A 26,359-nucleotide genomic window follows, 5' to 3' on the forward strand; every position below is an offset into this window, starting at 1 on the left:
CAGCAGATGCCAGTACTCGAAGCAAAAAATATCGACAAATTCTTCTACAATCCCACCAAAACGCAAGTACTGAAAAAGGTCAGTTTTGGGGTCGAAAAGGGTGAGTTCGTCTCTATCGTGGGCAAATCAGGCTGTGGAAAATCAACCCTGCTTTACATCCTGTCCACCATGGACACGGACTATCAAGGCGAAATGCACATGGACGGGGAGATGATTTCCGGCAAACCAAAAAACTATTTGGCGCAAATTCGAAATGCCAAAATCGGTTTTGTATTTCAGTTCCACTACCTGCTCAACGAGTTTTCGGTTTTGGAAAATGTCCTGATTCCAGGCCTGAAACTCGGGATCCATTCGCGCGATGAACTCGAACATCGGGCGATGGAAAAGCTCAAGTTTTTTGACATGCAGGATCACGCGCTCAAGCGGGCAAACCAGCTCTCGGGCGGGCAAAAACAACGTGTAGCCATTGCCAGAGCATTGATCAACGACCCACTCCTAATCATGGGCGACGAACCGACTGGAAACCTCGACAAGAAAAACTCTGACATCGTTTTTCACAAATTCCGTGAAATGGCACAGCAATTTAAGCAAACGATGCTGATCGTGACCCATGACCCGGAGTTTGCCGAAGGTACCGATCGGACGATTGAGATGGAGGACGGAAGGGTTATCAGGCAGTGAGCATGAACAGGAGGGCCATTTCGACCGTAGGGAGAAATCTTATCATGTGGAGCAGCGATATGTTTGTAAAGATCTCTCCTAACGTCGAGATGACTGCGCTTATTGAACACTGGGACCGATCACTGCCTTCTGAGACTGACCCTGCTCTTCAATAAACCCCAACACATCCCGATACCCTCTCGTCCAGGTGAAAAAGAACTGCGTCATCATCGGAATATGATGCTTTCTCGGGTAAAAGGAGTATTCCAAAGGAATGCCTTTCTCCTCAGCCGCCTTCCGGAAAATCCCAACCGTCTGTGTGATCGAAGGATAGGTATTCCCTCCTTCCATAATAATCATCGGAACGTCGGTGTTCCCGAGAAAATTAATGGGGGAATTTTCCTTCCAAACCTGTGGATCTTGGGTGAAAGCTTTGAGGTATTTTTTACCGGTAGTCTGCCCCGAATCCGCGAGATACCGATCCATATCCAAGCCCCCGGGATCGTTGAGAATCGCTCCTTTGATCGGAGTCCCTTCGGGAAAAAGGCTGGCTTTCATTGCGGTCAGCGCTGCCAAATGGGCTCCTGCGGAATGCCCTGAAATATAGATTTGCTCGGGATCTCCTCCATATCCTTCGATATTTTCCTCTATCCAATTGACAGCCTGGACTACCGCTTTTTCCATCGTATAGACCTTATAGTCGGGTGCCAAGGGATAATCTATCACGACCGTAACAACCTTTCTGCGCGCCATTCGACTTCCAAAAAAGTCATAGATTTCTTTCTTCCCACTGTTCCAGCTACCTCCATGAACAAATAATAGCACAGGATAATTACCCTCCTTTTTCGGGGCGAAAACATTGAGTTGCTTCTCGGGGATTGAATCGCCTGCCTGCAAGTAAGTAATCTCCTTGGTCCGGCTAATCCGCCGGAAGGCGCAAGAATAAGAGAGAGACACTAAAAGAAACCCTAGGACAAGGTTTTGGATTTTCATTGGTCGTATTTTACTGCAAAGTATAAAAAGTTTGAAGTTGCTTCCGTAAAACCTTTTCATTGGCTAATGCAGATTGTTTAGTTAGGAGCATCCGGGCTATCGGACCCCGCTTTATTCTTTTTGGGAAAGATTTTTTCCCATTCCATCACCCTGACCCCTTTCACAAAATAGAACTTCAAATTCATCCCAAAAGCATCCACTGCATCCGGCTGATGGTCGTATTTAAATTGGTGATTCCAATAGATTTCATAGTCCAGATTTCGTGCGACCTTGATCTCGGCACCAAGCTGTACCCGAAATCGGTTGCTGTCCGGATCTCCAAAGTAAACGAAATATTCCGCGAAAGACCTGAAGGTGAAAAACAGGTATTCTGTCCGAAAATCCCGCTCCAAGATGATCCTGGGTCTATACCGCACTTGAAAGTCCTCATTGATAAACTGCCAATCTACGCGGTTTCTCAGCGTACCCAAAAACTTTGCCGGAAGATAGGTTCGGCTATTTACCTCCGTGACGATAGTATGATTGTTCAGATCTTTCTCCGAGCTCTTGGAGGAATTGGTAAACTGATAGCCCATCCGCAGCCAAAGGTATTTGCCCGGCAAGCTGTCGTTTCGATGGGTCAAAAACTTCTGGGCGATTCTCGGGGGAAAAGTAAAATGGTCATAGAAAATACCGACACCCCCGTCGGCATAGCTGGTTTTATCCAATTTGGTACCTGACAAAGTTGCCAGAAATCTAGATCGTTGGTTTAGCCGATAAAAGACTTCCACCGCAGGCCAAACCTCCTGGGAATTGCTCCCAAGCTGGGCAAGAGCTTCGGTAGAAAACCCTTGCAAAAAAACAAGGCACAAAAACAACTGGTACCATTTTCTAAAAAATTCCATTTTCATTGTTCAAATGGTGGATTTTAGGGTTGGGAGGAAAAAGATTTCTAAACTCCAATATCCCCACATTTTGGAAGAATTCTTTCAGAAATTCAGGGAAATCTCGGAAACGGGAAGCCTGGCAGCATCTTCACCGCGAGAAGGACGCCTCCGTCACTGCGAGTGAGGTACAAACGAAGCAGTCTCCCAGGCAGAACCGTCACTGCGAGGGAGGCACGAAGGAAGCAGTCTCATTATAAAAACTTGAGATTGCTTCGGGACACAAAAACATCCAATTCAATTTTTCGGTCTCAGGAAAAGCCCCTCGCAAGGACGTCTTCGTCACTGCGGTGAGGCACGAACGAAGCAGTCTCATTATAAAAACTTGAGATTGCTTCGGGACACAAAAACATCCAATTCAATTTTTCAGTCTCAGGAAAAGCCCCTCGCAAGGACGTCTCCGTAACTGCGAGTGAGGCACGAACGAAGCAGTCTCAATATTGGACATTAACAATGCTCTGCGGTAACCAAAACGCAAAAAAATCTCCTCAAAATAAAGGGGCTACCAGTTTTGAATTTCATCCCACAAATCTCTCCAATCAGGATTAGTTGATTTAATCAAATCCTCCTTCTTTTTCCGACTTCCTCCCTTGATTTGCTTTTCTCTTGAGATAGCCTCCTCAATAGAATGAAAAGACTCAAAATACACCAACTTATTCACATTGTATCTGGCTGAAAATGACGTAGGATCCAAGTTATTTCGGTGCTCATAAACTCTACGAATCAAATCATTGGTAACACCGGTGTATAATACCGTGTGATGGGAGTTGGTCATAATGTAAACTGCACCGCCCTTTCTCATAGTATTCAGCAAAAAAAAATCCAAACTATCTACTTGGTCCGTGCCTATATTTAAGAAACGTCACTGCGAGTGAGGCACGAACGAAGCAGTCTCATTATTAAACCTTGAGATTGCTTCGGGGCGCAAAACTTTCAATTCACTTTCAACTTCAAAAAAAGCCCCTCGCAAGGACGTCTCCGTCACTGCGAGTGAGGCAAGAACGAAGCAGTCTCCCAGTCGTAATCGTCACTGCGAGTGAGGCACGAACGAAGCAGTCTCATTATTAAACCTTGAGATTGCTTCGGGGCACAAAACTTCCAATTCACTTTCAACTTCAAAAAAAGCCCCTCGCAAGGACGTCTCCGTCACTGCGAGTGAGGCAAGAACGAAGCAGTCTCCCAGTCTTAATCGTCACTGCGAGTGAGGCACGATCGAAGCAGTCTCATTATAAAAACTTGGGATTGCTTCGGGCACAAAAACTCCTAAACCAGTTTCAGCCTCAGGAAAGCCCCTCGCAAGGACGTCAGACCGCAGGTTCCTGCTGACTCAAGCAGTGAAACGATCCCAATCCCCAGATGATGTCCGTCGAGTCGATCCCTACGACCCTTCTTTCGGGAAAACACCCTGTCAGAATATCCAAGGCTTTTTGGTCATTTTTGTCGCGGAAAGTCGGTACCACAACCACCTCATTTCCAATATAGAAGTTGGCGTAGGAAGCCGGCAATCGCTGCTCTTCCCAGATCACCGGACTCGGCATCGGGAGCTCCACGATGTTCAACTGCTTGCCATTTTCCAGACGCATCCGCTTCAACAACTTCAGATTGTCGTCCAGGATCTCATGGTTTTCGTCGGCTTTGTTTTCCTCCACCACAGTCACCACGGTGTCTTCATTGACAAATCGTGTAATATCATCGATATGCCCATCCGTGTCGTCGCCAATAATGCCGTCCCCTACCCACAGGATATGCTTTACTCCGTAGTAGTCCGAGAGATATTTTTCGATCTGGGTTTGGCTGAGTTGCGGATTCCTATTTTCGTTGAGCAGGCAAGCCGTCGAGGTCAACAATGTACCTTTTCCGTTGAACTCTACCGAACCGCCTTCCATGACGATTCCGGGACGGAAGCAAGGGATTGCCAGCTCTGCAGCGATGTGCAGCGGGATCAGGTTGTCCAAGTCATGGGGGGGATACTTTTCCCCCCAGGCATTGTATTCCCACTTGACGAGGGCTTTCTTTTGCTCGGCTTTTGGATTGATCAGAAATGCGGGGCCGTGATCGCGACACCAGGCATCATTGGTTGGGAAAAGGTGAAATTTCACCTTCGACAAATCCACTCCGGCTTTCTGAAGATGTGCCAAAGCAAATGCCTTCATGGCTTCATCAGCCACGTTGATATTGACCTTTTGTCCCTTGGCCACTTCCTTGATAAACTGGGCATAGGGACCATAGATCGTGTCGATCTTACCCGGCCAAGATTCCTCCTTATGCGGCCAACTCAGCCACATGGATTCCTGCGGTGCAAACTCAGCCGGAAAATAATAGCCCAGTTCAGCCGGAGTCGCAGCCCCTGTACGGGCCAATTCAAAGATGTCTCTCATCCTTATTCTTCGTCGAGGTAGCGCTTAGTGATCGGTGCATAGGAGTCGATTCGGCGATCTCTGAGGAACGGCCAATGGGTTCTGTAGCGATCCGAACCAGAAAGATCGAGTTCCTCCACGTGAATTTCTTCCTCCAAATGCGGTGCCTTGTAGGTCACGCGGCCAAAGGAATTGGAGACAAATGAACCACCCCAAAACTGCATTGGACCTTCGACACCAGTTCTATTGACAGATACCACCGGAATGCCATTGGCCACAGCGTGGGAACGCTGGATAGTCTGCCAAGCGCCATATTGCTCGTCGTTGGTGGCTTCGTCCTGGGTGCCTGCCCAGCCGATCGCTGTTGGGTAAACCAGGAAGTCTGCGCCTTTCAACGCGGTAATTCTGGCTGCCTCAGGATACCACTGATCCCAGCAGATCAGCACCCCAATGTGTCCAAACCTCGTGGAGAAAACTTTGTAGCCCAGATCACCGGGTGTGAAGTAAAACTTCTCATAATAACCCGGATCATCCGGAATATGCATCTTTCGGTATTTGCCGAGGTAGCTTCCGTCAGCATCAAGTACAGCGGTCGTATTGTGGTACAAACCCTCCGCGCGCTTTTCAAAAAGTGAAGCTACGATCACCACGCCAAGTTCTTTGGCCAAGGCACCAAGTATGTCGGTAGACGGGCCGGGAATGGCCTCCGCCAGCTTGAAGTTTTCATAGTCTTCCACATCGCAGAAATAGAGCGATCGGAAAAGCTCCTGAAGGACGACGACTTGGGCGCCCTGTTCGGCGGCTTTGCGGATGCCGGCGATGGTTTTGTCCATGTTTTCGGCCACATTCCCAGAGCAACTGAGCTGGACCAATCCTACTTTGACGTTTTTGCTTGCCACGGTTTGTTGGTTAGTTGTGATTAGGGGGTAAAGATACTTTTGCCAGTCACCATTCCCAAACCGCGAATTTGAATTTCACAGTTTGGAAATATGGATCAGGGATCAGAGTAACGGAAAGAAGGGAGAAATGATTCGACTCGCTTAGATTTATTGCAGAAATACCCTAAGGAAGTGACTTAGACAGAAGCGACCAACCCAATGCTTTTCGCTCACTAAACTTCACCTAGGCTCAATCAACTCTTGCCACAGACGTCTCATTTGCTGATGGAAAAATGACTGTTTCCCTCCAAGATGGTAGAGAGGTCAGCATTCCACTCGAATGGTTTTCAAGCTTGAGGGACGCATCCGAATCAGAATTGAAAAACTGAGATTTATCGGAGGAGGATTTGTTGGTGAGTGAATTGATTTCCTGATTTTTGGACCACTTTCAATTGGAAAAAAGTTCCGGTTGCTCCTTTCTCTTTGTACTCAAAGCCTCGGCAGCCACATGCCCATCGTTGCCGCAAAAATACCCACGAGAATCCCAACTGTCAGTGTGATCAATCCAAGCGATGCAGCAATCTTAAATGTATTGGAGTCTGTGGCTTTTGCATGGAAATAAATCTGAGCAAAAACTTGGGGTAAAATATAAACAAACAAGCTCAGTGCATTTAAAAAAGGGCCTTCAAAGGTCTCTGGATCAAAGCCAACCGGGGCTTGATGGATCACCAGCCAAAGCATCAAAAAAACCCGAAAGAACCAAACCCCACTCATCGCTAGAAACAAGCGGATGGCCCATTGTCGGTGAAGCTCCAGCTTTCTTTGGACCGCATACCGGATAGCAAAATAGGCACATGTCAGAATGATCAGTCCATTGATCGTGATGAAAATCGAACCCGTCAGCCCGCCTGCCGCACCTCGTACCCAGGCAAGATAAAGTCCCGCCAAACTGATCAAAAACGCTGATCCGATGTAGATTCTTCCGTTGATCCGATGAAACCGAGGTATTCTCGTTCTGATTTGGGGCAAAAGTTGAATCGGCCCTCCAATTGTGATGATCGCTGCAAATAAGACATGCGCGCCAAAGACGAGATTACCCACCCAATCCCTAGGTACATAGCCATGCGTGGTTACCGCATTCCAGCGCTCGAAGTTTCCCTGCAAGCCCGCAGCTCCGTACAACATGAGTATATAATAGGCAAAGATCAGCTGACCGATCACTACCACCGCAAACCATACTTTGGTAGAAATATCAAAGAGTCGATGGGGAACCGAGGCAGTCGACTCGCGGGGAGAATTCTGGGTAAAGATAGTGGTGCTCAAGGGGGTCAGGTTTAGTAACAACGGAATCGTCTAAAACCTAAATCTAGAACCGCTACCCATGAACCACACCTAACAATTGTTAAGTAATTTCCTTCCGGATCCGACTGAGACTTTCGGGCTTGATCCCCAAATAAGATGCGATGTACTTCAATGGGAAATTCCGGATAATATTCGGCTGGTTTCGGAGCAATTTCAGGTAGCGTTGCTCCGCAGTAAGGTTACCCATGTCGTGGATCCGCTCTTTGTCCTGTTCCATTTTTTGTTGAAGCACTTTGATCGTGTAGTCTTTTTGAGTCTTGCCCATCGCTGCAGACTGATCGACGTCATCTCGAGAAATCCTCAAAATCTCACAATCCGTGACGCATTGAAGGTTTTCGTTGGAAATAGAGCGATTCATAAAATGGAAATAAGAGGTAAAAAATCTGGGGCCGTCGTTCAAATCCACCGTGACTTCGTTGCCTTTTTCATCCCGATGAAAGTTTCTCATATAGCCCGATACGATGAAATTGTGGTAATTTGGAATTTTCCCGGCCACATCCAAAAGCGTGTCTTTTTTCACTTGAACCGGTTTAAAAAACAACCGACAGACTGCCTTATCTCCTTCGGGGATATCCCAGATTTGGTTGATATAGGCAAACATTTCATCAAAATATCGATCCATCTTTACAAGCTACGTATTTCCCGACGGACAGAAAAACAATCTATTTAACGGCTAAGCCCTAATTTAAAACCCGAGAAACGTTCCTTGAAACGATCTTTTTTCATCGGAGAGTCAAAAATCGGAAATGGCCCTGAAATATTTTTTTTTACTCCCTAAGCGGACGTCTTTAACAAAAACCTTTTATCAACTTTCAAAAAGTCTGTCCGTCAACTCGCACAGCATTTTGGCCTTGAACATCCCCCTCCTTTGTTTAAAATATCGATTTGATACCTTTGTCCGGGTTGAGAAGTTAAAATCTCACCGTGACGACGAAATTTTCATTTTTTAACCTAAGGAAAGACGCCAAGAACTTCTTTCCAAAATCTATCACGTTTCATCTAACACATTAAACCGGGGTTTGACCACATGGACTATCAGGAGCTAATCGAGGAAGTTTACAATGAGGTAATGTCGGCCAATCCCCGAGGCAAGGTGGCTGACTATATCCCTGAACTGGCTAGGGTCGATGGCGACAAATTTGGGATCGCCTTGGTTGATTTGGAGGGAAACATCTTTGGAGCGGGGGATTTTGAAGAACCGTTCTCCATCCAGAGTATTTCCAAAGTATATACGCTCACCATGGTGGCAGGCATTTTCAAAAATAAACTCTGGTCAAGAGTGAATGTGGAGCCGAGTGGAGACCCGTTCAATTCAATCGCCCAATTGGAATTTGAAAAAGGCATTCCAAGAAATCCATTTATCAATGCCGGTGCCTTGGTCATCACTGATGCACTAACATCCAAGTTTGACGATCCTATCGCAGAAATCAGCAAATTTATCAACGAGTTAACTGGAAAAGAATGCACCGAAATCAACCGGGAGGTAATGGATTCTGAACTCAGGCATTCTGAACGGAATACTGCGCTTGGGTATTTCTTGAAGGCTTATGGAAATTTTGAAAACAAGGTAGAGGAAGTGGTGAAAACCTATGTCGCCCATTGTGCCATGGAAATGAGCTGTGTGGACTTGGCAAGGTCTTTTTCATTTTTGGCGAATGATGGCTATTCTATCTACGCCAAGAGAGAAATAGTCCCGGAAAGCTTTGCCCGACGGATCAATTCATTGATGCTGACTTGCGGATTTTATGATGAGGCTGGAGAATTCGCGTTCCGAGTTGGGCTTCCAGGAAAAAGTGGCGTTGGCGGCGGCGTGGCTTCGGTCATGCCCCACAAATTCAGCATTGCAGTTTGGAGTCCGGAACTCAATGAAAAAGGAAATTCAATCAAATCGATTATGGCTCTGGAGTTATTGACCGATAAGCTGAAGTTTTCCTTGTTCTGAGAAAGGAAAATCTATCAGTCGGTCAAATTCCGCATTGACCAAGATGGAGGATTTTCACACCAATTCTGAAGCTTTAGCAAAAGCCTTAGCTAACTTCTTCCGCTTGTGGTAGCGATTATAAAATTCCAACGCTTCATTGACATACCGGTTTCAGGGAATCCTCATTTCCTTAAAGCGAAATCCCTTCTATCGATTCCCTCTTGACCATCCTCAGGATAAAACCTATTTTTAATCCTGACCTAAACCCATTAACCTAATGAAGAAGCTTTTTCTAGTTGCCCTCCTGCTTGGCATGGGGGTATTTTCGGCCTTTGCCCAAAAAGGCACCAAGGAACGCATCAAAGTCCACAGCACCGCCCTCGAAGGCAACCTGATCGGAGATCCCGCTGACCGGGACGTAACCGTGTACCTCCCTCCCTCCTACGCTTCCAATCCAGACAGCCGCTATCCGGTGCTCTACATGCTGCATGGTTTTACAGATACGGATTCGCAGTGGTTTGGCTGGGAAGAGCACTGGATCAATCTGCAGACCGTAATTGAGCAGTTTCTGGCAGATGGTCTTTCCAAAGAGATGATCGTGGTCATGCCCAATGCCTATAACAGCTTCAAAGGCAGCATGTATGCGAGTTCGGTCACGATCGGCGATTGGGAAACCTTTGTCACCAAAGAACTGGTCACCTATATCGACTCCCACTATCGGACTATCCCAACCAAAGAAAGCCGCGGACTTGCCGGTCATTCCATGGGAGGCTATGGCACTTTGCGCTTGGGCATGAAAAATCCCGAAGTTTATTCTGCCATCTATGCCCTAAGTCCTTGCTGCATGGACGGAGGAGCCTCTACCAATCCCGAGTTGATGAAAAAGCTGGAGACCCTGACCCCGGATCAACTACAGGAAACTTCATTCTTTGAAATTGCTGCCTTGGCCACTTCTGCTGCATTTGCTCCCAATCCCAGCAACGCTCCACTCTACCTTGACCTTCCAGCCAAAAACGGAGAGCCCAACCAAGAAGTCATCAATAAAATCATTGCCAACCGCACGCTCAATTTTGTCGATCAATACATCCTGAATCTGAAAAAACTGAAGGCAATCGGCATGGATGCAGGATTGCAGGATCAGGGCATCAGCGCGTCTACCAAAAAGCTGCATGAACTATTGGAGGCCTATCAAATACCCTATCAATATGAAAGCTATGAGGGCGACCACCTGAACCGGATCGCTGAACGGATTCAGATTAAGGCACTTCCTTTTTTCTCCGAAAACCTGGTTTTCCAAGCTCCCACAGCCGCCGAAATCATCGAAAATGGTGGCACAGGAAGGTATCCTGCCATCATGACCTCAGCGCCAACTTTACCGACTCATACCCTTTTCCAGCCTCAGGAGTTGGTAAAGTTTGGAAGCAACAACAAACTTCCCATTATTGCCTGGGGAAACGGTGCGTGCTTTGATTCTCCTTGGGAGCATGTCAATTTTCTGAATGAAGTGGCCTCACACGGATTCCTGGTCATTGCGATCGGCACCATGCCCAAGCAGACAGAGTTGCGATCCAAGTCACATAAGTTGTTGGATGCCATCGATTGGGCGATTGCACAAAACGCTGACCCAAAAAGCCCCTACTACCAGAAGATCGACATCAAAAATATTGCAGTGAGCGGCATGTCCTGTGGAGGCCTGCAAGCCCTGGAGGTCGCCGGAGACCCAAGAATAACCACCCTGGGAGTGTTCAACAGCGGAGTCTTGGGAAATGGCGGAGGGATGCCTGGCATGCCACAAGTCACTAAATCTCAACTTCAAAAAATCCATACGCCAACGCTCTATCTACTGGGAGGCGAATCGGATATTGCCTACGGCAATGGAATGGACGATTTTAAGCAAATCAATCACGTACCCGTTTTTGTCGCCAACTTGGATGTAGGGCATGGCGGCACCTACGGCCAGCCTTACGGCGGAGAGTTTGCCAAGGTGGCTACGCAATGGTACAAGTGGCAACTGAAAGGAGACCAAGTAGCCGGAAAGCTCTTTACCGGAAAGACTCCGGGACTTGGACAGTCAGCGGGCTGGGTCTATGAAAAGAAAAAATTAGACTGAGTTCTCCGGATCAATTCTACAGAACAAAACTTCGTAGCTCAAAGGGAAGTTGCAAATCAACGCCCATCAAAATTGTAGGTGCCGACTTTCTGTTAGGATAAAACATGAAAACCTTTAATCAATCCTTGAATTCCTTCGAGAATCAAGTATAAACCAAGACAAAATGATCGAGAGGTTCGATATGCCCGCATCTTAAAGCAATAGCTTGTTGGAATAATTTGAAATTTCTCATTTTCAGTCGTCTATTAATCCGTAGTACATCTAACTCGGCGGGCATTAATCTTCTTGAGTGCCGAAAAGAATCGGGATTGCTCCGCATATTTTTTCCGCTTCGATCTCGCCCAGATCCACCACGTGTTCATCCTCCAGGGTTATTGAAAATGCGGCGTAGAGGTCGCCCTGAAGTGCTGGTCCAAGTGTCCTGAAAGATGACGGTACATAGGGAACCTCTTCCCCGTTGTATTAGCCGGAAGACGTGTTGGCCAGCAGGGTATACACCGGAACACCCAAATGCGAAGTCGAAATCGCAATCACTCCGGTAAAATGTGGAAAGCGAATCATCAGGTTGAAAACCAATTTTGCACCTTTGGAGGCGCCCATCAGGATGATCTCGCCCGTATTGTTTAAAAAATAAAATGTGTTTGGGCCTATTTCGATAGTCAAAAGCTAAACTTCTCTGGATGGAGTACAGGTTCAATCAGATTTGCGGCTTCATCCCGACTCTTTCGAATAGCTTTTTTGTCCCCTAAACATTATGGTGGGGTCGTATTTCTCACGGCATTCGAAATTTGTAGGCTTTTATCGGCCAAGTCCTGACTATCCAGCCTACACCGGATCAGCCGTTCGATTGGGACTCACAGCTAGAACTCGCCGATGAGCAAACACTTTCTAGCCAAAATCGACAAATCGAACATACACAATACATTTAATGCTTACTTAGATGACTTCACGAAATTCTATTTTACGATAAAACTCAATAGTAAAATAATTATATTCCATTTTTACCACTCCAACACAACCCCAACAAAATGAAATCAGAACACATCTCAAGTCTGGTACTGGCCGGTTTGCTCTTTGCCTGTTCCCCTCAGACAGGAAACCAATCCGACGTGCCCCCGGCGAAAGGCATCTTGGATCGCACCCACCTTCCCATTAAAGAACCTACTTATCCGGCGATAACTGAACTGGACGCACGCAACGCCAAAGCCCCGGAGCGCTTTAAGTTAATTCCTCCGGACAATGCGCCAAATGTGGTCATTGTATTGATTGATGATATCGGTTTTGGTCACTCCAGTGCATTTGGCGGCCCAATTCATATGCCAACACTGGAAAGACTTGCTGCGAACGGGTTGAAGTATAATCGCTTCCATACCACTGCACTTTGTTCCCTACGCGTACGGCAATCCTAACCGGCTATAACCACCACTCCAACAATGCCGGTGCCATCATGGAAGTGGCTACCGCTTTTCCGGGAAACACTGGAATCCGTCCCCAAAGCATTACGCCCATTGCCGATGTACTTCGAATGAATGGATATAGTACCGCAGCATTTGGAAAATATCATGAAACTCCGCCATGGGAAGGATCGGTATCCGGCCCTTATGATCGCTGGCCTACAGGCTCGGGCTTTGATAAATTTTATGGATTCATCGGCGGCGAAACCAATCAGTGGAACCCGATGGTGTACGATGGGACAACCCGCGTTTATCCAAACGTCGACGATCCGAATTATCATTTCACCACCGACATGACCGATCAAGCTATTGGCTGGATGAATACGCAACAATCCCTGACGCCAGAGAAGCCCTTTTACCTGTACTTCGCAACAGGAGCAACCCATGCTCCTCACCATGCCCCAAAAGCCTATTCCGACAAATACAAAGGAAAGTTTGCTCAGGGTTGGGACAAAATCCGGGAAGAAACACTGGCAAGACAAAAGGCGCTGAAGGTTATTCCGGAAAATACGACACTGGCTCCAAAGCCAGCGGACATCAAAGATTGGGACGAGCTTACTGCCGATGAAAAACGTCTTTTTGAGCGACAAATGGAGGTTTTCGCAGGTTTTGCCGAGCACACGGATGCAGAAGTGGGTAGACTGGTTGCTGCGCTCGAAGAACGAGGCGAACTCGAAAATACAGTTTTCATCTACCTAGTGGGAGACAACGGATCCAGTGCCGAAGGCGGTATGATAGGTATGTTTAATGAAAACACTTATTTCAACAGCGTGCAGGAAACGCTTGACATGCAATTGGAACGCATCGACGAACTTGGCACCGAACTTACCTACAACCACTTCGCCGCGGGTTGGGCTGTAGCCGGTAATACGCCATTTACCTGGACCAAGCAGGTCGCTTCCAATTTTGGAGGAACCCGCAATGGGATGGTTATGCACTGGCCAGCTGGAATCAAATCTAAAAATGAAATCCGGTCACAGTTTCACCATGTGATCGACCTTGCTCCGACGATCTATGTCGCTGCCGGAGTACCGGCACCAAAAACCGTAAACGGCATCGAACAACGACCGATGGAAGGTGTGAGTATGAATTATTCTTTTGACGATGCGGCCGCTCCGGATACAAGAAAAACGCAATACTTCGAAATGATCGGCAATCGGGCAATCTATCACGAAGGCTGGTTTGCCGGAACAATTCACAAAGCCCCTTGGGAAGGCGCACCCAGAAGACCACTGACAGAGGATATTTGGGAACTCTATAATGTAAATGATGATTTCAGCCAATCAAATAACCTCGCGGAGCAAAATCCGGAAAAACTGGAAGAGTTGAAAAAGAAATTCATGGAGGAAGCAGCAAAGTTCAATGTATTGCCAATTGATGATCGTTCCATTGAGCGATTTGACCCAACAATTGCTGGTCGCCCGGATCTCATGAATGGAAGAACCAAACTCGTACTTTATGAAGGAGCCAAAGGAATTCCTGAAAATGCATTTATCAATGTCAAAAATACCTCCCTTACCATCACGGCAGAAGTCGAAGTCTCTACCAACGCCAACGGCGTAATGGTATGCCAGGGCGGTGACTTTGGAGGTTGGACCTTCTTTCTCTTGGATGGCAAACCCCATTATTCCTATAACTGGGTTGGCCTGGAAACCTATACGGTTTCCTCCCCCCAAAAAGTCACTCCCGGAAAACACACTATCTCACTTGATTTTGCCTATGAGGGTGGACGTGGAGGAGCAGGCACGGCCACTATAAAAGTAGATGGCACCAAGATGGCGGAAGGCAAGATCGCCAAAACCAACAGCAATACTTTCGGCATTGATGAATCGGCCGACGTAGGTACAGACGAAAATACCCCGGTAAATCCGGCCTACGCAGACAAGGAGAAGTTTACCGGGAAAATCAAAAGTGTGACCATCGAAACACTTCCGGCCAACAAATAAACCGTTTTTAATAACTAACTAGCTAGAAAAGGTTCGCACATGCAGGACCTTTTCTTTTTGGGCTTTTATCCAGCTTGCTTAGTAAGCGTCCCTTAGGATCGTATTTGAAGGGTTAAAAGGTGAAATTCTGAAACGCTTACGAAAGCTTCTTGAAGGTTAGTTTAAGGAAGGGTATCGACTCAATTTTCTACGCTCAAAAAACCCTGAGGACCAGACGAATAAATGGATGAAGCTATTTCTTTATTGAACAATGCCGAAAAACTAGAACTACGTCAGGAGGAAAACAATTTGTTTGTTGAAAATCAATTATCAATATTCTGATTTTCAACGAAATACAGACAAATTACTAGCGTCAATATAAAAATACTCGAGCTTGCAAATGGCCCGTCAATGCAAAAAAATAGTCTCCTGAGCGGGTGTGGGATTATAAAAAGTTCGTTTGGTGCCTGCAGACTTCTGATCCGCCCTTCTGTTTGTCCAAAGTCTGTTTCCACGCATCAATTCGTCCACTTCAGACTGACTACTTTGTCCGCTGAGGAACAAAAAAAATCAGTGTCGAACAGTCCGTCGATTTTCAACCCCTGTCTATTTGGCCTCAAGGGCCTTTTTTTTTGGCCTTCGCTTAGTATGCTGTTGGAGAATAAAACCTTCAAGCCATGTTTCGAAACCACCTCGTCACAGCCCTGAGAACTCTCCTTCGTGAAAAAGCCAACTCCCTGACCAATATCTCCGGGCTTACTTTGGGGATCACAGGATGCCTCTTGCTTTTTCTCATCGTACGCCAAGGAATGCAATACGATCAGCACCACTCCCAAAAGGATCGGATCTATCGAGTCATCTCCGGCGAAAACGGACCTCAGGGACAATCTTTTGTCCAGGCCGTGCCGGGAGTTTTGGCAGCGGAACTGAGGGCCGAAGTCCCTGAGATCGAAGAAGCCGTGGCCACTTCTTTCAAAAGAAACAGCCTTCTAGGCGTCATAAAACCCGATGGATCTGTCTCACGCTTCAAGGAAAAGAAAGGGGTAGTATTCACTGAAAATTCCTTTTTCAGGATTTTTGACCGGGAGATTTTGGCAGGTGATCCGTCAAAAGTCTTGAAAGAACCTTTCAAAGCACTGATCTCTCAACGTTGGGCCGAAAAATACTTTGGAAGCGCAGAAGTGGTCGGCCGGGAAATCCTCTACAACAATCAAAGCTATCAGATTGAGGGCCTTCTGGCCGATTATCCTACCACTACGGACTTGCCTTTTGAACTGATGCTTTCCTACGAATCCATCCGGGAATCCAAGGAATCTGCCGGCTGGGGCGGACTTTCGGACGAGGACAACTGCTATTTTCTGCTCAGCCAAAATGTAGGTTTGGGTTCGGTCGAAGCAGGATTGGAATCCATCGCTCAGAAGCACTATGGGAAAGGAAAAGAGAACATAGAAGGGAAGCATTTCCTCCTGCAGCCACTCGACGAACTGCATACAGACATGCGGGTCGGAAACTACAACACCAAAATGCCGGCCGCAGCACGGATCGCTTTTTCAGCCATAGGCCTTTTTCTCCTCCTCACTTGTTGTATAAATTTCATCAACCTATCCACCGCCACTGCGGTAAAGCGAACCAAAGAGATCGGCATCAGAAAAGTCCTCGGCAGCACCCGAGCGCAACTCATCACACAAATTCTCTTAGAATCTTTGCTCGTGACGCTCTGCGCCTGCCTCCTTTCTCTACTCGCAGCGCAGATGCTTATCCCTTTGGTCAACAACTACCTCGACCTCTCGCTGAGTTTATCTCTGGGTTCCGATTGGGGAATTTGGCTGTACTTCGGAGTCGTGTGGCTGGGCGTGACGATCCTCTCCGGGCTTTATCCAGCTTGGGTGATCTCGGGCCTGCGCCAAGGTCACGTCATCCACGGAAACTCAGCTACCCGAGGTTCGGGGTTCACGGTCCGAAGGGTGCTGATCGTCTCCCAATTTTTTATCTCCCAGTTTTTCATCATCTCGACCCTGGTCATCTTTGCCCAATTCAAGCACATGCAAAAGAGAGACATGGGTTTCGTGAAGGAAGCCATTGTAAACATCCCCGTGCCCGGTACCGCTCAGTCGGATTCGACGCTGGAAAAGTCAAAAAAGCGCACACTCAAGTCCGAATTGATGCGAATCCCTGGGGTGGAAATGGCGAGTTTGAGCAGTTCTCCGCCGGCTTCCAACGGTGTACTTAGCACGAGTTTCAGCCTCACGGGTTCGGAGGAACCGATCAATACCCAAATCAAGGAAGCAGACGGAGACTACATTGCCTTGTTTGGTTTGGAAATCTTGGCGGGAACAGGCCTGGCTGATCTCGATACCTTGAACGGCGTGGTCGTCAATGAGAGCCTCGCAAAAGCGGCCGGTTTCACCGAATATTCAGAATTTATCGGTCAGGAAATCAACCTTTGGGGCAATTTGCTTCAAGTGAAGGGAGTCGTCCGGGACTTCAGCTCCACCTCTCCCGGGGACGCAATTTCGCCGGTGCTGCTGATGAACAACCTTGATGGCTACCGGACGCTTTCCCTCAAACTGAGCGGCGCACAGATGCAACAGCAAATCTCTCAGGTCGAGGAAATATGGACCAAAGCCTATCCGGAGGAACTTTTCGAATTCTCCTTTCTCAAAGATGACATTGACAACATGTTTCGGGGGGAACAAAAAACCTCTAACGTTCTCGCCTTTTTTGCCGGGATAGCCATCTTCATTGGTTGTCTGGGCTTGTTTGGGCTGGCCACCTTTATGGCCAACAATCGGGAAAAAGAGGTCGGCGTACGGAAAGTTTTGGGAGCTTCGGCACCTTCCATTGTCTGGATGTTTTCGAAGGAATACATCCGCTTGATCCTGATCGCTTTTGTCATCTCTATGCCTTTGGCTTGGTTTGTCATGAACATGGTTTTGCAGGAATTTGCCTATAAGATTTCGCTGGGCCCGTCCCTGTTTATGGTCGCTTTGGGTGTGAGTTTGCTTATCGCGCTTTTGACAGTCAGCTACCGCTCGATCCAGGCAGCCATCGCCAATCCAGTGGATACGCTGCGCTCAGAATAAAATATTCTTGGCAACAAGAGACCTACTAAGGGAGACCTGAGTCACTCCCCTCTTTTAATAGCCCCGAATTTAAAACCAAGACACCAAGAGCCAAAGAGACTGTGGATAGTCGAAGGCCCAAACAGCAAGGAGGTCAATAGAATTTAGCCTCCAGCAAAAATATACGCACAGCCGTTTTTCTGGGCCCTTTCGAGCGCCCATACGCCAGAGGGAACTACCTGAATGCCCGGCAGGATGCCTGCTTTCCACTCTGCATAGACAGCAGCCGGATCAGCGCCGCTTTGCTCGGCTTTCATGCTACTGTACACGTTCAAAGCCAGGTCACACACGCAAAACAAAGCTCCTCTGGACTGCAGGTCTTTGATCCCCTGAATAATCGGAACCGGAAAATCCCCCTCCTTGGGTTCGTAGTAGGGGTTTCGCAAGGACGGTTTTTGGGTTTGGTTGTCAGTTACACCTACAAACTCGCCCAGCTGATATTTTTCCCAGAGCTCGGTTTTCAAAGCAAAAGGAATGGCTGAATGCCTCAGTACCGTCATCGCGGTGATATCCTCATCCGTGGATCCCGTCTGGTTGTTGGAAAGGTAAAAAGCCCAGTTCCAAATGATCGGAAATCCATCGTGTGGGGTCGACCCATCGTACACGACCCGATGTTCGCCTTTGATCTTCTTAAACCATTCCTCCGCTTCACTCATAGCCTGCGCCTTGTCGGCGGTATCGGCCCTGGCAAGAGTCGGGGAAATGAGGGAACCTATCCCTCCCGCTGCCCCGGTCAGCAGCAGCGTATTGATAAAGTCGCGTCTCGTGCTTGTAGGTTTCGTTGTCTCTTTCATTTTATTCTGGGGTTTGGGTTAAAACATCATTCGCTTTTCCAATTTTTGGAAGCCTTTTTTAAATAGGCCAAAACCATTGTATGGAGTGGATTCGTAAAGTGCGGGTAGATTGAACAATCATTTGGCAAACGTCACCATCCCGAAATGGGACAGACCTTGTTCTTGGGTTTTGCCCCAAGCTAAAAGTGCGGGATTCTCTATGTCCCTCTGGGTAAACAAGTTTCGTAAACCCTAAAAAAAGGTAACTTTTTGCGGGCGAAAAAGCAATTTCAAATCCCTGGTATTCACCATTTTATATGAAAAAAATTAGTAAAAACCAATAAAATCAATCCTTCCGACCCTTGGTAAATCCCCGGATTTCAGGATTTCCCCGCAGGATTTTTCTTCATGTTTAACCTGAATTTTCCTCCAATTTCCACCAAATTGTCCGCTTCGCAGCTCGCTATGAATCCGCTCCTCTCGCTAACCGGTTTTGTCAAAAAGTATCCCTCGGGATTTACCCTAGCCATCGACCGCTTGGAGCTTAAGGCCGGCATCCATCTCATACAAGGCGAAAACGGATCAGGCAAGTCCACTTTCTTGAAAGCTTTGGCTGGCATCCATGATTCGGAGGGTGAAATCTCGCTGGATGGGATTTCCCTGCGCAGAGATCCTTTGGCCTTTCGAATGAAGATTGGATATGCCGAGGCCGAGCCGGTTTTTCCTGAATTCTTAAATCTAGATGACTTGGTTCAGGTCGTAGCAAAAGCCAAAAAATCTCCCACCGGGCAAGTCGATCTCCTGAAGGAGACCTTTGGAGTCGCCCATTTTTCGCAGTTTCCCGTCGGAAGCTATTCCTCGGGCATGCTCAAGAAAACAGCCTTGGTCTTGGCTTTCCTCGGCAATCCCAGCTTGGTGATTTTGGACGAACCCTTCACTACGATCGACGCGGCTAGTCAGGAGGTATTGGCTGATCTAATCTCCCAAAAAGCGAAGTCCGGCACCAGCTTTTTGCTCACCTCCCACCAATCCAATCCCTTGGATCACATCGCCATCGATTCACGCCTCGTGATGGGAAATGGCAGCCTTCATCCCCATGTCTGAGCTCAACATCAAGTCATTTGTCATCCCATTTTACAGAAGCCTGCTGGGCTTTTGGATCTTGGTTTTGGTATTTGGTGGGGTCTTCATGGAACTCAAGCAGCACATTCTGTTGGGGAGATTCCTCTTTACACACGCCCTGCCCTTTGCGATCCTGCCGATTGGATTCCTCTTGTATTCGGGCTTTCACTTGCGATATCAGCAGCTACTCCTCAGACGTCGGGAGTATCACATCTTTCACCAGACTGCCCTCTTGCCTTTTTCTTCCTTCGGGAAAGATTGGACCTCCATCTTTCTCGCTAACCATGCCCTCCTGATCGCCTATCTCGCATTCCTGAGTTTTTTCGGAGTGGAGAAAAGTGCCTGGGTCCAATTGGCAATCCTCTGGTTGACGATTGCGATTTCTTGGTTCAGCACAGTCAAACTCATGCATCGACACTTGGCCAAACCGCTCAAAGAAGCGGTCCTGCTCCGTCCGCGCTGGAAAAAGCCCCTTCCGCGATTCTCCTGGTTTGTCCTGGAGCTCCGCCAAAACCGCCCAATTCTACTCCTGCTGACCAAAGGTCTCAGCCTGCTCCTGCTCAACGGTTTTTTCCTGTTGTTCCATTCCGGCAGCTACGATCATCGCTGGCTGGAGTTTGGGATATTGAGTGTTGCATTTTTTCAGATCCCGCTTCTTTTGGAGAAAAATGAATTCGAAAATTCCCGCCTGGATTGGTTCAAAAGCCTGCCAAGCACTTTCTCCCAAAAGCTCTTTGTCCATCTGGGAAGCATCATCTTGGTACTCTTTCCAGAGCTGCTCTTTTTGCTATGGAATGGAGTCAGGCTATCGGGGGAAGCGTTTTTCATTTCCCTTCCCTTGATGTTGATTTCCTTTGTGATTGCGCTGCTGGGATTGATCTATAACCGACCCGCCGATTCGTTCTTCCAGTTCGCCTTTGGCAGCTTCATGCTTTTCTTTTTGGTAATACTTTTCGGTGTTCCCTGGATCATTCCGGTCGTAGCGTCTTCGATCTTCTTTGCTTTTCAGGTCAAATCGCCCTTTCAGATCTAAGGAAACGCCACTTCCATTTTCCCAAAATCGGACAATATCGTCCGCCAGAAAACCAGCCAACTCATTCAAATCGGTATTTTCAGGCGAAACAGGACAGTTGACTTAGGCATAACTTTGGCCTTATAAGTTGACGCTGACGGAGGAAATTGATCTTTTCTCCCAAATGAACACCCCATGTGGAAAAACTACCTGAAGACTTCTTTTCGAAACCTACTAAGACACAAAGGTTACACGCTGATCAATATTTTAGGCCTGACCTCGGGCATTGCCGTGAGCATCTTCATCCTGCTTTGGATCTTGGATGAAGTTTCCTATGACAGGTTTTTTGCCAACGGCGATCGGATCTACAGCGTGATGGTAAATGCCAAGATGCCCGACGAAAGCATCTCGACGCATCCCGTTCCTCCCGCAAGAATGAAGGAAGTCTTGGTGGCCGAGATCCCGGAAATCGAAGCTGCTGCACGCTACAGTTTTGAAACAGAACTATTGGTCAAAAACGAAGTCGAGGGTTTTCAGGAAACGGGGATCTACGCCGATTCAGCCTTTTTTGAGGTCTTCAGTTTCCCTTTTTCCAAGGGAAATCTGGGAGATCTGAACTCCATCGTCATTTCTGAGGAGCTTGCTTCGAAGCTTTTTCCGAAGGAAAATCCCATAGGAAAATCCGTGAATCTCAACCAAAAACAGGACTTGACCGTGGCAGGAGTCTTCGAAAACGCCCCAGCCAATTCCACGCTTCAATTTGATTTTGTCGTTCCTTTCGAACAGTACCTAGCAGAAAATCCCTGGATGCAAAACTGGCGGGCTGGAGGTTCCCGCACGGCGGTTTTGCTTCGCGAAAATAGCCAAATCCCCAACCAAAAAATCGCCGGTTTGATCCAAAACAACTGCTCTGAGTGTGAAAACGTCCCCTTTCTCTTCCCCTATCAAAAGCTCCGCCTCCACGGCGAATTTGAAAATGGCATGAATGTCGGCGGCAGAATCCAGCAGGTTTACCTCTTTGGTGCCGTCGCACTGTTGATCCTGCTGATGGCCTGTATCAATTTCATCAATCTGGCGACTGCGAGATCCGGCACGCGGGGACGTGAGGTCGGAGTGCGAAAATCCTTTGGGGCCGGGCGCTCCGAACTCATCATCCAATTTATCCTCGAGTCTGTACTCCTTTCTTGGTTTGCCTTGATCTTCGCGGTCTTACTGGTTCAGTTGCTTTTGCCTATTTTCAACCAAGTCACAGAAAAGTCCGTCAGCCTCAATCTGGCAAATCCGGTCTTTTTGCTCGGAATCCTGTCGATTACTTTGCTCACCGGCGTCCTTTCAGGCAGCTACCCTGCCTTGGTGTTGTCGGGATTCAACCCGATCAAAGTCCTCAATGGAGAAAGTCGATCCATGCTCAGCGGGAGCGGTGTGAGGAAAGTCTTGGTCGTGGTGCAGTTTGCGACATCGGCGATCTTGGTCGTGGGAAGCATTGCAGTGTACCAGCAGATCACCTACATCAGCGAGCGCAATCTGGGCTTTGACAAAGAAAATATCCTGGTCGTCGACCAAAATGAGGGCATCGTGAAAAACTACGCGGGTATCAAAAACGACCTGTTGCAGCTAGCAGGCGTCAACAATATCGCTTTCGGGGGAAACAGTATTTTCTCCGTGCCGATCACGACTTCCGATCCGATCTGGCCGGGAAAACCGGAGCAGTCCAGCATCAATTTTAAGATCTACCGCTGCGATGAGGCTTTTATCCCAACCCTGAATATCCCGCTCAGCGCCGGCAGAAACTTCACCGGGACACAGGACGCGTCCAACTACATCATCAACAAAAAAGCCGCCGAAGCCATGGGGCTGGATCCCGAGCAGGTGATCGGGACGGAGCTCGAGATGTGGCATGGAAAAGGGCAGATCGTCGGCCTCACCGAGGACTTCCACAACGACAACCTGCGGTCGGACATCGAGCCAATGATCTTTATGTTTTCCGAAAATCTCGGTTCCCACTACTTCATCAAAGTCTCCGGACAAAATCCGATGGCTGCAACCGTTGATCAGATCGGCACTGTTTTCAAAAAACATAACCCGGATTATCCTTTCGAATACTCCTTCCTCGAAGAAGTATTCGACCAAGAATATCGGAGCGAACAGGTGATCGGCAAGCTCGCGCTGGCCTTTACTATTGTGGCAATTTTGATCTCCGGCTTGGGATTGTTTGGATTGGCGTCTTTTACTGCAGAGCGGCGAACCAAGGAAATCGGCATCCGAAAAGTACTCGGAGCTTCGGCGGGAAGCCTTTCCCTCTTGCTTTGCGGTGACTTCGCCATCTTGGTTTGCACCAGTTTGGCAATCGGTTTTCCACTGGCTTGGTACTTTGTGGAGCAGTTCCTATCCGGCTTCACCTATCATGCCGAGATACGCTGGACCCTGTTTGGGCTGACTGCCTTGCTGATGTTTGGCTTGACTTTCGCATCGGTCGGTTATCACACGCTCAAGGCCGCTTGGACCAATCCCGTGAATTCGCTGCAGAATGAGGGTTGACTGAATAAGGGCTTACCTTAATCCATGCTTTTTCGAAATGAATACGAATGATAAACCGTTTCTGAAATCTTTACTTTCGATTGAATGTTCCTATCTTGAAATCGACAAAAGCATGAAGTTATGTCCACAACTCTAAGAGCATCCGTTCATCAACTCGTGGATGAAATTGAAGACGAGCAACTTCTGGAGGTGCTCCGGGAATTTCTTTCCCTGAGGAAAGAATCAGAGCCTGGAAAACTTTGGGAAGAACTACCCGAGGATAAAAAGCAAGAAGTTTTGTCAGCGCTGCAGGAATCTGAGGATGAATCTACTTTGATGACTCGGGAGGAATTTTTGAAATCAAAAAAATGAAAATATTTGTCAGCAAACGGGCAGACAGGGATTTTCAAAACATCTTAGAATACCTCGAATACAGATGGGGAGCAGGTTCGGTTGAAAAATTCAAATCCCTCACCAATGACTTTTTGGATATTTTGGAAAACTTTCCAGAAATCGGCTCAATGGAATTGCCCGAGAAAAAAATTCGGGGATTTCAACTCACCAAGCAAACTCGAGTCTTTTATACGATCAAGCCCAAATTCATTTTGATTTTGACCTTCTATGACGTTCGTCAAAATCCGAAAAGTAAAAATCTCTGACTCTTGTCTAAAAATTCATCACCTCTTCTAATTTCCCTCTAGACTTTTTTATTCTCAGCAGTGGCTGTTTCACAACTATAAATCGACTAGCTCTAGGTAGAAAAATAGTCGTAGGAATTAATATGGCGTTTTTCTATTTTTCCACTTTGAGACAATAGCCCATTAACTATGAAAAAACACCTACTCTTCTACCTGGTATTCCTACTCGCCTTGGGATATTCTTCCTTTGCGCAGGAAGCCCTCTTTCGGGCACAAAACATTATCTCTCCGGAAATTCACGACGACTCGAGCGTGACCTTTCGCCTTTTCGCTCCCAATGCTAAATCGGTTCAGGTGACCGGAGACTTCCTCCCTTCGGTCAAGATGGATACACCCATGGGACAAATGGACGGTCCGGGCAAAGCTGAGATGACCAAGGAAAGCAACGGCGTTTGGGAATTTAAAGCTCCTGCCCTCAACCCAGAGTTATACAGTTATTCTTTCGTCATCGACGGATTTACGACCACAGATCCCAGCAACCCTTTTCTGAATCGGGATGTAGCATCAGTAACCAATATATTTCTTGTGGGCAAAGGTCAGGCAGACTTTTATCGGACCAATGACATCCCGCATGGCACAGTTGCCCGCAGATGGTATGACTCTCCCGGCTTGGGAATGGATCGCAGAATCACCATCTACACGCCTCCGGGATATGAAAAATCAACTGAAAAACTTCCGGTGCTTTACCTCCTGCATGGTGCCGGCGGTGATGAGGAAGCCTGGATTGCCTTGGGCCGGACCGCTCAAATCATGGACAACCTGATCGCCGAAGGCAAAGCCAAGCCAATGATTGTGGTCATGCCCAATGGAAATGTAATCCAAGACGGAGCTCCCGGAGAAGGAAGTAAAGGACTATACAAACCCTCTTTCATGATTGCCAAAACCATGGATGGAACCTACGAGGGCGCTTTCACTGACATTATTTCTTTCGTAGAAAGCAACTACCGCGTACAGGCGGACAAAGCCCACCGAGCAATTGCCGGACTTTCCATGGGTGGATATCATGCCCTTCATATTTCGAGATACTATCCGAACACTTTCGACTATGTAGGTCTGTTCTCTGCGGCAATTATGGCCAGAGAAGATGCGACAGGCAAGGTGTACAGCAACTTTGACGAGACGCTCAAAGCTCAAATGGACAATGGCTACAAACTCTATTGGATCGCCATCGGCAAGACCGATTTCCTCTACGACGCCAACAAGGAATTCCGCACCAAACTGGATGGAATGGGGATGAAATATACTTATGTCGAATCCGAAGGCGGCCACATCTGGAGAAACTGGAGAGTGTATCTGACCCAGTTTGCACCCCTACTTTTCAACTAACCAATAACCCATTAACACATGAAATTCAATCAATTAATTAAAAGTCTGGCTTTGATTCTCTTCTTGGGAGTTTCGACCCGGATCCAAGCGCAGGAGATCAGCGCGATGCAAGCTCCTCGGGTAGTCTCTCCGGAGATTGCCGACAACAGATCAGTTACGTTCCGAGTGCTCTCCGAAAAAGCCACCGAAGTCACACTCAACGGCAGCTGGATGGGTTTTGGCGAAAAACTTTCCCTGACCAAAGGCGCACAGGGCGTGTGGTCTGTGACCATCGATCCGCTACCGTCTTCCATGTACCATTACAATTTCTTCATCGACGGGGTATCGGCGATCGACCCCACCAATGCTCATGCTCTCCGGGACGGTACCCGCTACGCAAGTTTGCTGATGGTGCCGGGCGATGAATCCAAAGTCTTTCAATTGAATGAAACACCACATGGGAATATTACCCAGATGTGGTACCCATCTCCTTCTTTGGGAACGGACAGAAGGATGTACGTCTACACTCCTCCGGGATACGACAGTGGGAAAGACTCCTACCCTGTCCTCTACCTCCTGCATGGTGCGGGTGGTGACGAGGATGCCTGGACGGCATTGGGCAGAGCAAATCTGATTCTAGACAACCTGATCGCCTCCGGCAAGTCCAAACCGATGATCGTGGTGATGACCAACGGTAACGCCTGGCAGACCTCCACCCTTCGGGAGATTCCAGGGATTACTGCACCTACACGGGAAACCCGGGGGCAGTTTCAGGGGAAATTTGAGAAGAGCTTGGTGGAGGACGTCGTACCTTATATCGAAAAGAACTTCCGGGTAAAACCCGACAAAAACCATCGTGCCCTAGCAGGACTGTCGATGGGGGGCGGACACACCATCACCGCCTCGCTTACCTATCCGGATACTTTTGGCTACATCGGCGTTTTCAGCAGCGGGATATTTGACGCGAATGCAGACATGGCTGATCTGGAGAAAAAATTCATCGCCCTGAAGGACAGCGGCGTTTCCAACTATTGGGTAGCCTGCGGCAAAGAGGACTTTGTCATGGAATCCAACAAACGCTTGCTCAGCCTGCTGGAAAAATCCGGATTGAAGCATGAATACTTCGAAAACGAAGGGGGACATACCTGGGCCAACTGGAGAACCTATCTTTCCATGTTTGCGCCGATGCTTTTCTGATAATAATTTACCAAACAATCAACCACCCGA

21 protein-coding genes and 1 pseudogene are annotated in these 26,359 nt (G+C 47.7%); 13 read left to right on the plus strand and 9 right to left on the minus strand.

The window, feature by feature from the left end; genetic code table 11:
* The first annotated feature begins 6 nt into the window (after positions 1-6).
* A complete protein-coding gene (locus ABD031_RS06315) occupies positions 7-681 on the plus strand; it encodes an ABC transporter ATP-binding protein (protein ID WP_343849541.1) in 675 nt (224 codons plus the stop codon).
* Between the two features lie 99 nt (positions 682-780).
* Here the strand turns inward: ABD031_RS06315 and ABD031_RS06320 are convergent, their stop codons facing one another.
* From ABD031_RS06320 to ABD031_RS06340, 5 genes are all read right to left on the minus strand, one after another.
* Positions 781-1,653, minus strand: a complete 873-nt coding sequence (locus ABD031_RS06320; RefSeq protein ID WP_343849544.1) for an alpha/beta hydrolase — start codon at positions 1,651-1,653, stop codon at positions 781-783.
* Between the two features lie 77 nt (positions 1,654-1,730).
* The gene (locus tag ABD031_RS06325) at positions 1,731-2,543 is read right to left on the minus strand and encodes a DUF2490 domain-containing protein (RefSeq protein WP_343849545.1); all 813 of its coding nucleotides are present in this window, start codon (positions 2,541-2,543) and stop codon (positions 1,731-1,733) included.
* Between the two features lie 535 nt (positions 2,544-3,078).
* Positions 3,079-3,378, minus strand: coding sequence for a GIY-YIG nuclease family protein (locus ABD031_RS06330; RefSeq protein WP_343849547.1), 300 nt, complete (start codon positions 3,376-3,378; stop codon positions 3,079-3,081).
* A 502-nt stretch (positions 3,379-3,880) separates the two neighbouring features.
* Positions 3,881-4,954, minus strand: a complete 1,074-nt coding sequence (locus tag ABD031_RS06335) for an agmatine deiminase family protein (protein WP_343849549.1) — start codon at positions 4,952-4,954, stop codon at positions 3,881-3,883.
* Positions 4,955-4,956: 2 nt separating this feature from the next.
* On the minus strand, positions 4,957-5,832 hold the full coding sequence (locus tag ABD031_RS06340) for a carbon-nitrogen hydrolase (protein ID WP_343849551.1): 876 nt from the start codon (positions 5,830-5,832) through the stop codon (positions 4,957-4,959).
* 272 nt (positions 5,833-6,104) lie between these two features.
* Between ABD031_RS06340 and ABD031_RS06345 the strand changes: the two genes are divergently transcribed.
* Positions 6,105-6,200, plus strand: coding sequence for a DUF2442 domain-containing protein (locus tag ABD031_RS06345; RefSeq protein WP_425542713.1), 96 nt, complete (start codon positions 6,105-6,107; stop codon positions 6,198-6,200).
* 100 nt (positions 6,201-6,300) lie between these two features.
* Here the strand turns inward: ABD031_RS06345 and ABD031_RS06350 are convergent, their stop codons facing one another.
* Both ABD031_RS06350 and ABD031_RS06355 read right to left on the minus strand, forming a co-directional pair.
* Positions 6,301-7,134, minus strand: coding sequence for a DUF2306 domain-containing protein (locus ABD031_RS06350; RefSeq protein ID WP_343849553.1), 834 nt, complete (start codon positions 7,132-7,134; stop codon positions 6,301-6,303).
* Between the two features lie 79 nt (positions 7,135-7,213).
* Complete coding sequence (locus ABD031_RS06355; RefSeq protein WP_343849554.1) at positions 7,214-7,795, minus strand: Crp/Fnr family transcriptional regulator; 582 nt, start codon at positions 7,793-7,795, stop codon at positions 7,214-7,216.
* A gap of 405 nt (positions 7,796-8,200) precedes the next feature.
* On the opposite strand from ABD031_RS06355, the gene ABD031_RS06360 reads away from it, so the two are divergent.
* Positions 8,201-9,115: a glutaminase gene (locus ABD031_RS06360; RefSeq protein WP_343849555.1), complete on the plus strand. Its 915-nt coding sequence runs from the start codon at positions 8,201-8,203 to the stop codon at positions 9,113-9,115.
* Positions 9,116-9,371: 256 nt separating this feature from the next.
* The gene (locus ABD031_RS06365) at positions 9,372-11,204 is read left to right on the plus strand and encodes an alpha/beta hydrolase-fold protein (protein ID WP_343849557.1); all 1,833 of its coding nucleotides are present in this window, start codon (positions 9,372-9,374) and stop codon (positions 11,202-11,204) included.
* Between the two features lie 462 nt (positions 11,205-11,666).
* Here ABD031_RS06365 and ABD031_RS06370 read toward each other — a convergent pair whose 3' ends face one another.
* Entirely contained in the window at positions 11,667-11,867 is a 201-nt protein-coding gene (locus ABD031_RS06370) for a hypothetical protein (protein WP_343849558.1), read from the minus strand.
* 365 nt (positions 11,868-12,232) lie between these two features.
* Between ABD031_RS06370 and ABD031_RS06375 the strand changes: the two are divergent.
* Together ABD031_RS06375 and ABD031_RS06380 are read left to right on the plus strand one after the other, a co-directional pair.
* Positions 12,233-14,604, plus strand: a pseudogene (locus ABD031_RS06375) (arylsulfatase).
* A gap of 656 nt (positions 14,605-15,260) precedes the next feature.
* Positions 15,261-17,666: an ABC transporter permease gene (locus tag ABD031_RS06380; RefSeq protein WP_343849559.1), complete on the plus strand. Its 2,406-nt coding sequence runs from the start codon at positions 15,261-15,263 to the stop codon at positions 17,664-17,666.
* A gap of 143 nt (positions 17,667-17,809) precedes the next feature.
* Here ABD031_RS06380 and ABD031_RS06385 read toward each other — a convergent pair whose 3' ends face one another.
* Positions 17,810-18,499, minus strand: coding sequence for a twin-arginine translocation signal domain-containing protein (locus ABD031_RS06385; RefSeq protein WP_343849561.1), 690 nt, complete (start codon positions 18,497-18,499; stop codon positions 17,810-17,812).
* Positions 18,500-18,943: 444 nt separating this feature from the next.
* Here ABD031_RS06385 and ABD031_RS06390 point away from each other — a divergent pair, with 444 nt between their 5' ends.
* The 7 genes from ABD031_RS06390 (at position 18,944) to ABD031_RS06420 (ending at position 26,329) form a co-directional block, all read left to right on the plus strand.
* A complete protein-coding gene (locus ABD031_RS06390) occupies positions 18,944-19,582 on the plus strand; it encodes an ABC transporter ATP-binding protein (protein WP_343849562.1) in 639 nt (212 codons plus the stop codon).
* The gene (locus tag ABD031_RS06395; RefSeq protein WP_343849563.1) at positions 19,575-20,633 is read left to right on the plus strand and encodes a hypothetical protein; all 1,059 of its coding nucleotides are present in this window, start codon (positions 19,575-19,577) and stop codon (positions 20,631-20,633) included. The genes ABD031_RS06390 and ABD031_RS06395 overlap by 8 nt, the downstream gene beginning before the upstream one ends.
* A 174-nt stretch (positions 20,634-20,807) precedes the next feature.
* Entirely contained in the window at positions 20,808-23,150 is a 2,343-nt protein-coding gene (locus ABD031_RS06400; RefSeq protein WP_343849565.1) for an ABC transporter permease, read from the plus strand.
* 120 nt (positions 23,151-23,270) lie between these two features.
* Positions 23,271-23,501 carry a hypothetical protein gene (locus tag ABD031_RS06405; protein WP_343849566.1) on the plus strand — a complete coding sequence of 77 codons (231 nt, stop codon included), beginning with the start codon at positions 23,271-23,273 and terminating at the stop codon, positions 23,499-23,501.
* Positions 23,498-23,788 carry a type II toxin-antitoxin system RelE/ParE family toxin gene (locus tag ABD031_RS06410; RefSeq protein WP_343849567.1) on the plus strand — a complete coding sequence of 97 codons (291 nt, stop codon included), beginning with the start codon at positions 23,498-23,500 and terminating at the stop codon, positions 23,786-23,788. The genes ABD031_RS06405 and ABD031_RS06410 overlap by 4 nt, the downstream gene beginning before the upstream one ends.
* Before the next feature lie 168 nt (positions 23,789-23,956).
* The gene (locus ABD031_RS06415; protein WP_343849569.1) at positions 23,957-25,153 is read left to right on the plus strand and encodes an esterase; all 1,197 of its coding nucleotides are present in this window, start codon (positions 23,957-23,959) and stop codon (positions 25,151-25,153) included.
* Positions 25,154-25,171: 18 nt separating this feature from the next.
* Complete coding sequence (locus ABD031_RS06420; RefSeq protein WP_343849570.1) at positions 25,172-26,329, plus strand: alpha/beta hydrolase-fold protein; 1,158 nt, start codon at positions 25,172-25,174, stop codon at positions 26,327-26,329.
* The last annotated feature ends 30 nt before the right edge of the window (positions 26,330-26,359 follow it).

Origin of the sequence: Algoriphagus jejuensis (assembly GCF_039523455.1) — a bacterium.
Classification (GTDB): domain Bacteria; phylum Bacteroidota; class Bacteroidia; order Cytophagales; family Cyclobacteriaceae; genus Algoriphagus; species Algoriphagus jejuensis.

Bases quoted from the DNA above. Each gene is read 5' to 3' on its own strand.
- ABD031_RS06315 (WP_343849541.1), top strand. From the start codon at position 7: ATGCCAGTACTCGAAGCAAAAAATATCGACAAATTCTTCTACAATCCC.
- ABD031_RS06320 (WP_343849544.1), bottom strand. From the start codon at position 1,653: ATGAAAATCCAAAACCTTGTCCTAGGGTTTCTTTTAGTGTCTCTCTCT.
- ABD031_RS06325 (WP_343849545.1), bottom strand. From the start codon at position 2,543: ATGAAAATGGAATTTTTTAGAAAATGGTACCAGTTGTTTTTGTGCCTT.
- ABD031_RS06330 (WP_343849547.1), bottom strand. From the start codon at position 3,378: ATGAGAAAGGGCGGTGCAGTTTACATTATGACCAACTCCCATCACACG.
- ABD031_RS06335 (WP_343849549.1), bottom strand. From the start codon at position 4,954: ATGAGAGACATCTTTGAATTGGCCCGTACAGGGGCTGCGACTCCGGCT.
- ABD031_RS06345 (WP_425542713.1), top strand. From the start codon at position 6,105: ATGACTGTTTCCCTCCAAGATGGTAGAGAGGTCAGCATTCCACTCGAA.
- ABD031_RS06355 (WP_343849554.1), bottom strand. From the start codon at position 7,795: ATGGATCGATATTTTGATGAAATGTTTGCCTATATCAACCAAATCTGG.
- ABD031_RS06360 (WP_343849555.1), top strand. From the start codon at position 8,201: ATGGACTATCAGGAGCTAATCGAGGAAGTTTACAATGAGGTAATGTCG.
- ABD031_RS06365 (WP_343849557.1), top strand. From the start codon at position 9,372: ATGAAGAAGCTTTTTCTAGTTGCCCTCCTGCTTGGCATGGGGGTATTT.
- ABD031_RS06380 (WP_343849559.1), top strand. From the start codon at position 15,261: ATGTTTCGAAACCACCTCGTCACAGCCCTGAGAACTCTCCTTCGTGAA.
- ABD031_RS06385 (WP_343849561.1), bottom strand. From the start codon at position 18,499: ATGAAAGAGACAACGAAACCTACAAGCACGAGACGCGACTTTATCAAT.
- ABD031_RS06390 (WP_343849562.1), top strand. From the start codon at position 18,944: ATGAATCCGCTCCTCTCGCTAACCGGTTTTGTCAAAAAGTATCCCTCG.
- ABD031_RS06395 (WP_343849563.1), top strand. From the start codon at position 19,575: ATGTCTGAGCTCAACATCAAGTCATTTGTCATCCCATTTTACAGAAGC.
- ABD031_RS06400 (WP_343849565.1), top strand. From the start codon at position 20,808: ATGTGGAAAAACTACCTGAAGACTTCTTTTCGAAACCTACTAAGACAC.
- ABD031_RS06405 (WP_343849566.1), top strand. From the start codon at position 23,271: ATGTCCACAACTCTAAGAGCATCCGTTCATCAACTCGTGGATGAAATT.
- ABD031_RS06410 (WP_343849567.1), top strand. From the start codon at position 23,498: ATGAAAATATTTGTCAGCAAACGGGCAGACAGGGATTTTCAAAACATC.
- ABD031_RS06415 (WP_343849569.1), top strand. From the start codon at position 23,957: ATGAAAAAACACCTACTCTTCTACCTGGTATTCCTACTCGCCTTGGGA.
- ABD031_RS06420 (WP_343849570.1), top strand. From the start codon at position 25,172: ATGAAATTCAATCAATTAATTAAAAGTCTGGCTTTGATTCTCTTCTTG.